Raw genomic sequence first — 13,186 nt, 5'->3', positions numbered from 1 at the left:
ACCTCTATTTTAATTTTTAATTCTTATATAGATATTTGAATTGAAATCTCAGTCATATAATTTTCTTCATTATTTTCGCAAAAAAAGTCAAGTATACTTTCTTCATATGAATTACCAATAATTTTATAGTTATTATCGTATATATATTTTTTTAATTTTTCATAGGACTTATATGAGTCTTCATATCTCCCAATATGCTTTATACACACATACATTCCTTCTGGCTTTATATATAGCTTTTTATCTTTTATTTTTTTATCTATTTTTAAATAAAAACTTGATATACTTAAATATTCTCCATTTTTTATATTTTCATTACTTACTATTGCTCCTAGTTCATACCCCTGATACAGATTTTTTGACTTACAGTAATTTGTAAAATCAATCAATTCCATCATAAAATTGCCATCATTTATACTACTCAAATCACTTGATAATACTAAGTATTCTTCACATCTATTGGATATATAAATTTCTTCATTATATATCTTAGAAATACCTTCAACTGTAGTATTTATCCGGTTTTGTATTTTAGAACTTATTTGTTTTAATTTTTTTATTTTCTCTTTTATCTTTTTTTCTTCTTCTTTAAGCATTTCTACACAATGTTGAGGGCTTCTATTTTTTATATATTCTTTTATCTCTTCTAAACTCATGCCTATTTCTCTTAATGATTGTAATATATCTAATGTATCGTACTGATATACTGAATAATATCTATAATTGTTTTTATCTTTATATTCAGGTGAAAAAATCCCTATTTTATCATAAAAAATCAACGTCTGCTTAGAAACACCACATAGTTTTGCAAATTCACCTGTAGTAAAATACTGTTTTTCCAAGGTTTGTACACTCCTTTTCGCTTTGTTGTCTATATAGTTACTATATCCTTTAGTATTTACTAAATCAAGTAGTTATTATTTAATAAAATCAATATTTTTTTAATTTTAAAGGTCAAATGTCAGTTAGATATCAGTAAAATATGTTACCCACAATTTTATATAACTTTTCCATATTTTATCCATATCAATAAAAAGGTAGCACTTATATTAGTAGCTACCTTTTACTCTATTAATCTTCATATTTCCAAGTTTTTATCCATTCTCATATTTCTGTTATTTTGTCTTCTGTTATTTCCTCTTTATGTAGCTTTGAAATTAGTTCTGATAAAGGATTGTTATGTAAACCTCAAAAAATTCTTTTACTTTCTAATTTCAAATATTCTTTTTCTTTCACTAATACTGTATAGTGTACATGTTTTCTAATTCTCTGAGATATTAAAAAACCTTTTTTAGTTAGTCTTACTAAGATTGTAATTGTAGTTGTATGTTTCCACCCATAGTTTTCATCCATTTCATCTGCAACATCTTTTGATATTACAGTTTTATATCCCGAATTCCAAATAAATTTCATGAGTTTTCATTCTGCATCTGGTAATTTTTTATTTAGCATAATATATTCCTTCTTTCTATATAACATAAAATTTAACTTAAACTAATAGTAGGAACTTTTTAATACAAAAACTACAGATAAAATTTACAATATATTCTACTTTTTTAGTTTATTTTTATCTTTTCTCTAAAAAAAATTGACATTTTACTCTTTTTAGGATATCATGAAGCTAACTTCACATGAAGTTAGCTTCATATAGAGAGAGGGTATGGAATGAAAACAAAAGTGCGAGAATTTCGAACAAATATGGGTTTAACACAGCAACAACTTGCTGATTTAGTCCATGTATCAAACAGAACAATTATTTCTATTGAAAAGGAGCAGTATAGTCCTTCTCTTATGCTTGCCTATCGTATGGCACAAGTGTTTGGTACAACTATTGAAGAACTATGTTGTTTAATAGAAAATAAAGAAATGGAGGACAAAAAACATGAAAGTAAAGAATAGACGAGGTTTTATAGTAGGTATTATAGCTTCTATGTTATGCTGTGCTAGCATAGTTATTTACTGCATTTTAAAAGAACAAAGATTCCTAATTTCATCATTCCTTTTAATTACAATAGCAATCTTTAATTTTTACAATGCTTTTTCAAAAAAAGGCATTGTTGAAGAATTACAAGATAATGCAGATGAAAGAGACTTATACTTAACAATGAAAACAAGTCATATATTAGTTAAAATTATGAATTATACATTATGCGCTTTTACATTTCTTTTCATCATAGCTTATAGTGCATGGAAAAATCAATCACTTCTAGTTATAGCTATAACACTATGTGTCATTGAGATTTTTTTATTTGTTGCATATTTGCTCATAAATATACTTTTAGATAAAAAAGAGTAAATACAAGTTTATTAAAAACACAAGTTAATGTAACTATTTTAGAGGCTAATATATGTTTAATTTTTTTATAAATATGAGAGGTGATATAAGTGCGTTTTAAAACTTACATACTAAAAAGAACTCTAAACAACAATCAACTAGAAATAACTCGAAGTTTTGACTTAGATAATCTAATTTTTACTGCAACAGAAATATTAGAAGAAAATGAGATTGATTTGATAATTATTGATGAAGTAAATAATATTGTTTGGAAAAATGAAAAAAGCACTCCCCGACATGAGAATGCTTAGTTATAACTATAGAAGTGTATTGGCAGTACACTTCTATTTTTTTATTATATCATATGATTTAGGTTGTTAAAAAGACCTATTTAAATCAATTTTAAAGTGTGTTGAGTAATGTTCTTAATAGTTCATATATATTAATGAATTCAAAAAAAATAAGCACTCTTTTGCAGAAGTGCTTTTAGTGTAATTAATGAAACTTTGTAATACAATTATAACATGTCTTATGTTTTAGTATGATAGTTTTTGTTCGTTTTATTATTAAAACTTTTACTATAATTTTATTCCCTTTGTTAATATTTGTAATTTTTTAGACACTCTTTATGTTTATACTACTGATATACTTTGATTAAGAAAATAAATCTAAATGGAGGTATCTCTACTATGAATTCTTGGAACATTATATTTTTAAGTTATGGAGTAACATTTACAATAGTAGTTACTGTAGGATATTTAATCAAGGGTAAAACTAATTATTGTAAGAAAAAATATTTAGATAAATTAGAATTAAAATATGGGAATATAGATAGAGAAAAAGCTACTAAACTAGAAATATTTTATCACTATTTAATAGGTTTAGAATATATAATCATGGGTTTATTAACAAGAAGACTTGATACTGCAATAATATCAGTAATATTAGTGTCTATCATAACAATAATATCCTATTATTTAATTAGGAAAAGATATATTGTTTTATAAACTTTAAATTTATTAAAAAAGAAGGTAACAACTATTTCCAGTTGCTACCTTCTTAAGCATCAATTCTTAAGTTTTAATATACTAAAATTTTCAACTTGAGACTTGAATAACTGTTCAATCTCATAAACGTATATTGATTTTAACTGTCTTTTTATCTTGAGAAGGTCTATTGCTGGATAAATATTATTTGGATAAAAACTCTTATCATTTATTAACATCTTATCCATCCCTTATCATTCTCCTCTTATTGCTTCCCAATCCTCTGCAAATATATCACTTACGCTTGGAACCCATGTATTAAAAGAATTCAATGTGTTTTTTATTACAAAGAATGGATAAATTTCTGAAAACTCATAACTTCCGCCTTTATCCATTTGCACATACATTCCTTTCCCATTCCAACATAATCTAAATGCTTTTTCTTCATTTTTTATTAGTGGTAATACTTCTTCAAATTTCATAATTCATTCTCCTTTTCAATCTATTATATAAAAAAAGACCATCTACAAAGATAGCCTTTTAACTTATTCTATTTTTTTATATTCTTTATTCTCTTTATCTGCCAATCCTCATCAGTATTTTCCATTATGTATGTTCTAACTATTTCACCACAATCCAAACATAAATCAGAATATACGGTTGCTACTCCTAGTAAACTATATCTTAATCCAACATTACCAGCATTTCCTTTTCCTCCCCATTTAATATTTTTTTGAATTTTCTCACTAGCACAGTTAGGACATTTCATGTTTATACCTCTCAAAATTATCATATATTTTATGTACAAGTATGTATATTTGAATTCATTTAGTGTCTATACAATCTTTGATTTACTTATATATTACCAAAAGTTTGTGTACTGAATATGAACTGCATTAGAAGAATTTTAGAATTTAAAAAGACTAAACTTACCCAAACTTAGTCTTTTTAAGGTGGAATTACATATTATGTCTCAAGTTCTATGAATCGAACCTAGATTAAACACCAGTACCTGTATAATGAGTGAAGTTACCAAGTCCCACCCGATTTTTAGACTTTGAATTAGGATACAAAATTGTATGAGATTTTAATCTCAATTCAAATACTTAATATAGTGTATTAATAGATTTTGAACACAATTAGAATTGAACTAGCATCATCAATCATATTACTAGCTTTATTAGCTTTTCCTGCTTTGACACTATCATAGCTTATACCTTTTGTTAAATCTCCAGTGAGCTACAAATAGTTCAATTGATAGCAGCTATCACATACATAAATTACTGCAAAATTTATATAATTATATCATATTATATAAATATTTTTTTTGAATAATTGTATCAATTTGTGGTATAATAAAAAACAAGAAGAACTACAATCTATTGTCAGTAGAGTGGAGTTCGTAATTTAAAATTACTCATTTTTACGGAATGTGATTTTTAAATCAAATTCCCAACCACTCTTAGTTGCCGCTTCGAGTGGTTTTTTACATTTTCCAAATAGTTTGTTAACTATAAAACTGGCAACTAAACGTTCTAGTACACCTCGTAAAAAAATATCCATGCACAATTCACCTCCCTTCTTAACGTTGGGAGGATATTCTTTACGCATGAACCTCACTCTTTAGATTGTAGACTGCTTCTTCTTGTTAACCCTATTATAGCATATATATTTACATAATCTACCTATATTTTACTTTTTCTTTATTTTTATCTAAGGTTAAATGTCAGTTAAAATTAAAATATATTTACTTGCTAGATTATATAAGTAAATGTGAAATTGAAAATTTGATTAGTATTAGATATCTAATTTTAAAATAGCTAAAATTTCTCTTGCTGTTTGCGGCTTTCCAAAAAAATATCCCTGTATGTAATCTGGTTTCATTTGCTTAACTAAATCATACTCCTCCTGTGTTTCTACTCCTTCTAAACACACTCTTATGCCTACATCATGACAAATTGCAACAATAAATCGTATGAATGTAGCATCAAACTTACTTTTTAATATGTCTTTGACAAATACTCTATCAATTTTAACTATATCTATTGGAGAAAATTTTAAAATCTCTAAAGAAGAGTACCCTGTACCAAAATCATCCATAGCAATACGAATTCCTAAACATTGTAGAATTTCAAACTTATCTTGTAAAATACTCATATTTTGTACTGTATGACTTTCTGTCAACTCTAATACAAGATTTTGATAAGGAAAACTTTCCTCAGATATAATTTTAATTACATCCTCAATAAACGTCTCCTCTAATATTTGTACAGCTGAAATATTTACGCTTACTGTAAAAAGAGGATTATAATCAATCCAATCACTACAAGTACGTAATGCCATTCGAAGTACCCATGCTCCCACATCATTTATCATGTCATTTTCTTCCAAAATTGGAATAAATTCTAAAGGAGAAATTGCTTCACCTTTTTGGTTAGTCCATCTTAAAAGTGCTTCTACACCTATTATTTTATGACTTTGCGTGTCTACTTGTGGCTGAAATCTAAGACTAAATCCTCGAAAATTATCATTAATTGATGCTTTCAACTCCCACATCATTTCCAATGAATGCATTTTATTTTTCAAGATTTTTTCAGAGAAAAAAACAAGTTTATTCTTTCCATGTTCTTTAGCATACTGTAAAGAATAGCTAGCATATTTATAAAGTTCTTTTACTGTATCTCCATGCTTTGGATATATAGCACATCCAGTAGAAATTGTTATATTTAATCCATATTTTCTCCACAAGTGAAGATGTATAATCAAATTCTGTATTTGTTCATATAGAATTCGAATGTCATTTTCTTCAACATTATCAACAAGAATTCCCATTTCATCACCATCAAGTTTATAAAGTTCAGCATTACCTGGCAAAATAGATTTTATAGATTGTGCTAAAGTTTTTATTATGTTATCTCCAAAGGCTCTATCATATATCTCATTAACATTCTTAAAGTCATCAATATTTAGTAGCATTATGCATAATTTTTCAATCATGGGATTTGAAAGTTTTTCTTCAAATACACTCATAAACTCATAGTAGTTCAATAACTGTGTTAATGGGTCAATCTTATTTTGTTTACCTAACTGCGTCATAATTCCTGCAAAAATACTTGGCTCTCCAAATTCATCACGCATTAATTGGCCTTTACACTTTAACCATATATATTCTCCACTACGATTTTTAGCTCTAAATTCAACTGTATGATAATCCATATAATCTTTACCTATTTCCATATTTGACTTATAAAAACGATTCCAGTCCTCTGGATGTACAATTTTTTTCCAATATTCAAGTGGATTTTCCACAATTTCTCCTGGTAAATCAAATAATTCAACTTGTGATGGTGAATATCGAAATACTCCTGTTTTGAAGTTACATATATATATATATTCATCTGTACCTCTAATAAGAGCATCATAAAGTAAAGTGGAATCATAATCAAATTTATCTCTTGATATATTTAAATACTCAAAGTTCTCTTTTTTTTCATCGTTATCTGATACGTGACAAAACTCATCAATCTTAAGTTGTTTGTTTAAATCTATAGAGTTTGTAATATCTATAGATTGATGTATATGAACAGTTGTCCCATCATACCATGTAATTAAACTATCATAATTCTCAAAAACTCTATTTAACTTATTACATTTTTCATACCATTTTATTGATACTCCTTTTTTATTGCTCGCTAGTAATTCTGAAATCTTACAACAACTGCAAGGAATATTTTTTTCGGGATATAATACTTCCCAACAGACTTTTCCTTCTGGAACTAAAATACTGTATTCTTCTTTCATATTTTCATTCATAAAAATAATTTTATTAGTATGAATATCTGTAATATATATATTAGTCTTTATCTGATTTAATATAATTTCAATGTTATGTCTGTTCATATACATGCCTCCTTCATTGTTACTATTACTTATAACAACATTTCCAAAATTATTTTTTATTACAGAGGATTGCTTAATCATTTATATATACACATTAAATAGCTTAATTTACTGGAGAAATTTATCACTTCATATTCTAAATTATAGTTGATAAAAAAAAATACATCAATATCCTATTTACCAATTTAAATGATATATAAAAAATCTATTTGATAATGGATTTGCCCAATATCTTACTTGGTTTCTTATTCATGAACATATAACAAAACAGCTATCCAGTTTTGCAATTATAACAACCAGTTTTGCATACCCACTTGTAAAATTTTTCTAGCCAATATATCATACTATATAGGTTATCAAATGAAATAATACATGCTATTTACTGAATATTTTAATTTTTCGTTTTTTAGGGGGATTGGTTGTGTTTAAAGATAAAATTGATGAATGTGTCCATATAATGACTGCATATATTGCTAATTTAAAAGAATACTATTCATTTATAGAAACTCAAATCGATGATTTTATTAAAAAATATGGCGAAGATACTGTGGAGTCATATCTCCATAGAATAATGATTTTATTATGTGAGTGTGGTTTGGCATAAAGTCAAGTATATTAAGTAGGCAAAAGAATTTTATATAAGATTCTTCTTGCCTACTTTTATGTATTTTAGCTTTAATAGTTTTATCCAAAAGTTATGTATTCAAAACTAAAATCTAATAATAAATCTTAAAACTAGTAACAAGAGAATTTAATTAATTTATTTCTAATATACATAAAATCAAATCTTAAGAATAAAGTATTATAAACAAGATAATTTTTAAAGGGAGGAAGTTATGATAGATAATCAAAAATATGTTATTTTATCACTTGAATTACACTTATTTTTTTCAAGAATCATGAAAGAGCATTCTCTTTTTTTGGAAGCAGGATTCACACCTAAGGATTACAATCTTGCTCTAGAAGCTGACCACTATAAAAAGCAATTTGAGGAATTATTATCATATGCTGTTAGTGCTAGCAATGGTGTAATTAGACCTGATATATTATATTCAGAAGAAATTGTCACTAGTCATACATTGAATGCAGAAAAAAAGACAGAGGAATTTACAGGAATAGAAATAAATCAAAACATAACCACAAGAGAATTAAATTTACAAAGTGGTGTAAATCCACAGGTTAGCCAAGATTTAGTAAATTATGTAGCTCAGCTTAACTCAGATTCACTAAAGTTACTTGATGGACTTATTAATCTAAAGGAAAGAGTTCTAGATGGAGTGCTATCATGCAATCTATTTACCTCAAATTACCCTCTACTTATTGAACATATAATACATGAAGCTAACTTATATCGTTCCTATGTAATTGACCTAGAAAATAAAATAGATATTGATTCAAAAGATTTTAAAGAGATAGAATTATTTTGGGATCAAATTATGATGGAGCATGCATTGTTTATAAGAGGATTACTTGACCCATCTGAAAATGAACTAATCAATACTTCAAACGAATTTGCTGCAAAATTTAAGGAATTAATAGAAGAAGCAAATAAAATGAATGATGCTACTATAAATAGTATGACAGATAAAACTCTAGATGAAACAGTTGAATTCAAAGATTTTAAAGAGGCTGGAGTATCTGGAATAGAAGAATGTAAAATAAAATCTATAATATTGCCACTTTTAGCAGACCATGTGTTAAGAGAAGCCAATCATTATATCAGAATATTGGAAAACTACAAAAATATGTAATTAAAAAACTCTAAACAAATTTATATAACATAAAATTAATTAAAGTAAAGATGCATCTAAACTGCTTCTTTACTTTTTTATTATTCAATAGAACTTAAGTCATTTATTTATAATAAATATTTGTGAAAAAATCATATAATCAACTACAATTTACAACATTCTTATATAGTAGTTTTAAAAATAAGAACTCTTAACAGAACTATTTTTCCACTTGATTATTTACTAAAAATTAATAATATACATCTTATAATAAAAACTTATTTGTGTTATAACTATATTGTAACTATTTTCATAATTTTAGGAAAAGTTAATAATAAAATTGGTTTTATGTAAGCTTATTTTGTATAATCTTTTCTTTATCTTTATTTATACAATTATCTAGTAGGTAAATTTAATTAGCATAATAGTTACAACTTTAAAATTTAAATACAGGAGTGATTTTAGTATGATAAGACAAACACCATTAGAAAAACGTTACGATAAGTTAGGTCCAAACATCGTTACAGCTCTTAAAAAACGCTATTTTGATGCTTATTACTGTAAAACTAAAAACGATGCTTTACAACAAATTTTAGATTTAATTCCTCAAAATCATACAGTCTCATGGGGAGGTTCTGAAACTCTTAAGGAAATGGGTGTACAAATTGCTGTTAAAAATAAAGGATATAAAGTTATTGATAGGGATTTGGCAAAAAGTCCAGAAGAAAGAACAGAAATTATGCGTCAAGCACTTCTATGTGATACTTTTTTAATGAGTAGTAATGCTATTAGTGAAGATGGTCAGCTTTTTAATATTGATGGGAATGGAAATCGTGTAGCTGCAATGATTTTTGGACCAAAAAATGTTATAGTTGTTGCTGGCATGAATAAGATTGTAAAAAATATTGGTGATGCAATACAAAGAACTAGAACAATTGCTGCACCAGCAGTTGTACAGCGTTTTCAAGATGTTAATACTCCTTGCTATATTAATGGTAGTTGTATAGATTGCACAAGTCCTGAAAGTATTTGTGCATATATGGTAACTACAAGAATCAGTCGTCCAGCAAATAAGATAAAAGTAATATTAGTTGGAGAAAATCTTGGTCTATAAAATACATCTGTAAACAAAAATAATTACATAAATAATAAAATAATGTTACATAGTTTACCTACATAAGTGATAGAGAGAAAATTCTATATAAAATTTTCTCTCTATCACTTTTACCTTGTCCTCAAATTTCTATATTCCAATTTTCTTAAATACTATTTCCCTTAGAAATCAAAATATCTACTACTTTTATTATTTAAACTTCTATAATATATAATTTAAATTGTATTTCTAATAAAGTTTTCATAAATACCATAAAGTTTTTTGTTTTAATTTCCGATTGGTGTTTTTTGAATAAATATCTTCTATTTTTTAATAGTACTATACTTGCTCTTTATATTTAGTCCAAAAAATATTGTAATAAATTTATAAGCATTAACTTTTTCACTTAACAATTATTAAAAGAATCGTCGTTGTTTTTAAAATCAGAGTTATTTCTTTCTTGACACTAATATGTATATATATTACTATTTATATAAAGTACTATATATACATATTAGTGTTAATTATTATGTATATAGAAAATAATATCACTACTAAAATAAATTTTCAGGAGGTTCAAGGCTATGAATTATAACTTACTTACTCTTTCATGGGAAGATATTTTGAATTTAGACAAAGAAAAACTAGTAGTATTTGTTGGTATAGCTCCAATTGAGGAACATGGTAGACATTTACCAATAGGTGTGGATATTTATGAAACAGATGAATGGATTAACCTTGCAATTAATAAACTAGACTCAATTTTACCTAGCTATTGTTATGGAAAACTGCCTATAATACCTTTGGGCTTTGCAGATATGGGAACTTTCCCAGGTAATATTCATATTAGCCGTGAATTAATTTACAAAATAATTTATAGTACATTAAAGAACATAGTCAAATGGGGTGTTAAAAATATCGTTGTTATATCTGCTCATGCTGACCCACTACATACAATTGCTATAGAACAAGCCTGTGAATCAATCAACAAAGAATATGGCATAATTTCCATTGCACCTATGGGTTCAATTTTTAATTGCGAACAAAAGGGAATCTTAAGAAAATTTTCTAATTCTATTAAAGAAAAAATCAAATTATTTCCAAATGATTTTCACGCAGGCTGGATTGAAACATCTAATATGTTATCACTCTATCCAGAATTAGTAAATGATAATTACCAAGAACGCCCTGATATATCTATTCAAGATAACGAAATGATGAACATCCAAAAAGTTATCAATACAATTAAAAATGAAGGTCATATTGGATTTCCTAAAGAGGCAAGTGAAGAATTGGGAGTTGAACTAAACAATGACATTGGAGAACAAATATACATAGCTACACATAATTTTATTCTTCGTTCTAATTATGAAAAATATATGAATCATCCTTTATATCATGTCCCAAACCTAAAACTTAAAATTTAAAACTTATAATTACTATAATACTTAATTTTTCAAATCAATATAATCTATTTATAACCTATAAAAAATACCTACATAAACTCTTATAAATAACATAAATAGTATAATAAAAGTGGCACTTATAATTAAGTGCCACTTTTATTATACTATTTATGTTACATATTTAATTATTCTTATATAATTCAAGTAAATATTTATATTGCCAATTATGTTCTTTATTAGCATCTTTATTTCTATAAGAAACAACTTTTACATAATAAACTTCTACATATTGACCATAATTTTAATAAATTATTGAGTATGTTTTATCTATAAATTTAGTTTTTTTATTCTCCATCAAGTTTTTTAAAATAATCTTTATTATACTCAGCTAGATAATCTGTACCTCCTCCAGTAATTACATTTAAAAGTTTCATTGCAAATTCAGGGCTAGCTTTACATATATAATTTTCCCCAGACTTAACGACTTCTAAAGCAATTGTAAACTCTTTTTTATTTGCAGAATCAATGTCCTCCATAGTTGGATTAGGCATCATTTCTCCTAATTTAGGAGGATTCTTTTTTAATATAGAAACCATATCTGTATTATTAATTTTTAAATCTACAATAACTTTATCGTCTTTTTTCTTTATATTTTCGATTTTCCAAGACATATTTTTAGAATACATTTTAAATCCTTCTTTGTCACTATAGATAAAACTACCTAACCCTGATTCTGGAAAATATTTATCTACTTTATCAGAATCTTGAGTCTTTATTGCATTAAACATATTATCTACTTCACTTTTTATTTTATTGTCATTATTACACCCAGTTAATACTAATACTGAGATTGCAAACATCATAATACATATAGTAATCTTCTTCATTAAATTATTTCCCCTTACATTTTTTTTAAATATTGATTTATTCTTTATATTTTTTGAAAAAGTTGCAGTAATTGCATTTTGAGGGCACACTTTTATACAATCACCACATCTAATACATTCTAAACTATTTACATCTTCATATATTGGAATATCAAGCTTACATTTTGACTGACATACTGTACAATTTGTACATTTATCTTTATCAATTTTAAATCTATATATTGAAATAGGATTAAAGAAACTATAAATTGCACCTAAAGGACATAAGTACCTACAAAATGGTCTATAAATCATTATTGACACTAATAAAATCAATATCAAAATACTTAATTTCCAGCTAAATAAGAATCCTATGGATTCTTTTAAACTTTCATTTTCTAAAATAAGAGGTACCCCACCTAATAATGTACCTGAAGGACAAATCCACTTGCAAAACCAAGGATTACCACCACCTGCTACATTTACAATAGTAATTGGTAAAATAATTACAAAAACTATTAAAACTATGTATTTTAGATATTTTAAATATTTGTCACCATAAACTTTTTTTACTTTTAATGGAAATGGTATTTTATATAATAAATCTTGAATAAGTCCAAAAGGACAAAGCCATCCACAAACAAAGCGTCCAAAAAAAGCTCCAAATGCCATTAAAAATCCTACAACATAAAATGAAAATTTATAATCCCTACTTGATAAAACGGCTTGTAGTGAACCTATTGGACATGCACCTAGTGCCCCTGGACAAGAATAGCAATTTAATCCAGGTACACACAAGTTTTTACTTTCTCCACCATAAATAGTCCCTTGCAAAAAACCATTTATATATCCATTTGTTAATGCTGTAAATGCAATCTGAGTAATAATTCTTATATTATTGTTTATTTTTGATAATAACTTCATGATTGC

At 26.2% G+C, this 13,186-nt stretch carries 15 protein-coding genes and 1 pseudogene; 8 read left to right on the top strand and 8 right to left on the bottom strand.

Annotated elements, in window-relative coordinates:
* Window positions 1-23: 23 nt before the first annotated feature.
* Together IC758_RS07580 and IC758_RS07575 are read right to left on the bottom strand one after the other, a co-directional pair.
* Entirely contained in the window at window positions 24-842 is an 819-nt protein-coding gene (locus tag IC758_RS07580) for a MerR family transcriptional regulator (RefSeq protein ID WP_227432899.1), read from the bottom strand.
* Between the two features lie 346 nt (window positions 843-1,188).
* Complete coding sequence (locus IC758_RS07575) at window positions 1,189-1,413, bottom strand: BlaI/MecI/CopY family transcriptional regulator (RefSeq protein ID WP_227860856.1); 225 nt, start codon at window positions 1,411-1,413, stop codon at window positions 1,189-1,191.
* Between the two features lie 252 nt (window positions 1,414-1,665).
* On the opposite strand from IC758_RS07575, the gene IC758_RS07570 reads away from it, so the two are divergent.
* From IC758_RS07570 to IC758_RS07555, 4 genes are all read left to right on the top strand, one after another.
* Window positions 1,666-1,899, top strand: coding sequence for a helix-turn-helix transcriptional regulator (locus IC758_RS07570; protein ID WP_227860855.1), 234 nt, complete (start codon window positions 1,666-1,668; stop codon window positions 1,897-1,899).
* Window positions 1,883-2,296: a hypothetical protein gene (locus IC758_RS07565; RefSeq protein WP_227860854.1), complete on the top strand. Its 414-nt coding sequence runs from the start codon at window positions 1,883-1,885 to the stop codon at window positions 2,294-2,296. Before IC758_RS07570 ends, IC758_RS07565 begins: the two co-directional genes overlap by 17 nt.
* Window positions 2,297-2,385: 89 nt before the next feature.
* Entirely contained in the window at window positions 2,386-2,586 is a 201-nt protein-coding gene (locus tag IC758_RS07560; protein ID WP_227823737.1) for a hypothetical protein, read from the top strand.
* A 378-nt stretch (window positions 2,587-2,964) separates the two neighbouring features.
* Entirely contained in the window at window positions 2,965-3,282 is a 318-nt protein-coding gene (locus IC758_RS07555; RefSeq protein WP_227432892.1) for a hypothetical protein, read from the top strand.
* A 59-nt stretch (window positions 3,283-3,341) separates the two neighbouring features.
* On the opposite strand, the gene IC758_RS07550 is transcribed toward IC758_RS07555, so the two are convergent.
* The 5 genes from IC758_RS07550 to IC758_RS07530 all read right to left on the bottom strand — a co-directional run bounded on the left by IC758_RS07550 (window position 3,342) and on the right by IC758_RS07530 (window position 7,161).
* Window positions 3,342-3,509 (bottom strand): hypothetical protein, encoded by a 168-nt coding sequence (locus IC758_RS07550; protein ID WP_227823736.1) that lies wholly within the window; start codon window positions 3,507-3,509, stop codon window positions 3,342-3,344.
* Window positions 3,510-3,515: 6 nt separating this feature from the next.
* Window positions 3,516-3,743 carry a DUF2829 domain-containing protein gene (locus tag IC758_RS07545; protein WP_227823735.1) on the bottom strand — a complete coding sequence of 76 codons (228 nt, stop codon included), beginning with the start codon at window positions 3,741-3,743 and terminating at the stop codon, window positions 3,516-3,518.
* Window positions 3,744-3,811: 68 nt separating this feature from the next.
* Window positions 3,812-4,030, bottom strand: coding sequence for a hypothetical protein (locus IC758_RS07540; RefSeq protein ID WP_227432888.1), 219 nt, complete (start codon window positions 4,028-4,030; stop codon window positions 3,812-3,814).
* Between the two features lie 644 nt (window positions 4,031-4,674).
* Entirely contained in the window at window positions 4,675-4,824 is a 150-nt protein-coding gene (locus tag IC758_RS07535; RefSeq protein WP_227432886.1) for a hypothetical protein, read from the bottom strand.
* A 234-nt stretch (window positions 4,825-5,058) separates the two neighbouring features.
* The gene (locus tag IC758_RS07530; protein WP_227834590.1) at window positions 5,059-7,161 is read right to left on the bottom strand and encodes a bifunctional diguanylate cyclase/phosphodiesterase; all 2,103 of its coding nucleotides are present in this window, start codon (window positions 7,159-7,161) and stop codon (window positions 5,059-5,061) included.
* Between the two features lie 421 nt (window positions 7,162-7,582).
* On the opposite strand from IC758_RS07530, the gene IC758_RS07525 reads away from it, so the two are divergent.
* The 4 genes from IC758_RS07525 (at window position 7,583) to IC758_RS07510 (ending at window position 11,411) form a co-directional block, all read left to right on the top strand.
* Window positions 7,583-7,765 carry a hypothetical protein gene (locus IC758_RS07525; RefSeq protein ID WP_227860853.1) on the top strand — a complete coding sequence of 61 codons (183 nt, stop codon included), beginning with the start codon at window positions 7,583-7,585 and terminating at the stop codon, window positions 7,763-7,765.
* Window positions 7,766-7,997: 232 nt separating this feature from the next.
* Window positions 7,998-8,912, top strand: coding sequence for a DUF2935 domain-containing protein (locus IC758_RS07520; protein ID WP_227482332.1), 915 nt, complete (start codon window positions 7,998-8,000; stop codon window positions 8,910-8,912).
* A 445-nt stretch (window positions 8,913-9,357) separates the two neighbouring features.
* On the top strand, window positions 9,358-10,005 hold the full coding sequence (locus tag IC758_RS07515; RefSeq protein WP_227432881.1) for a lactate utilization protein: 648 nt from the start codon (window positions 9,358-9,360) through the stop codon (window positions 10,003-10,005).
* Window positions 10,006-10,568: 563 nt separating this feature from the next.
* Window positions 10,569-11,411, top strand: coding sequence for a creatininase family protein (locus IC758_RS07510; RefSeq protein ID WP_227432879.1), 843 nt, complete (start codon window positions 10,569-10,571; stop codon window positions 11,409-11,411).
* 917 nt (window positions 11,412-12,328) lie between these two features.
* Here IC758_RS07510 and IC758_RS07505 read toward each other — a convergent pair.
* Window positions 12,329-13,180: pseudogene (locus tag IC758_RS07505) on the bottom strand (4Fe-4S binding protein); the annotation flags it as partial.
* Window positions 13,181-13,186: the final 6 nt, after the last annotated feature.

It is taken from the genome of Clostridioides sp. ES-W-0016-02 (assembly GCF_020641035.1).
Taxonomy (GTDB): Bacteria; Bacillota; Clostridia; order Peptostreptococcales; family Peptostreptococcaceae; genus Clostridioides.
The sequence above is the reverse complement of the archived record's forward strand: the minus strand, read 5'-3'. Positions and strand labels throughout refer to the sequence as shown.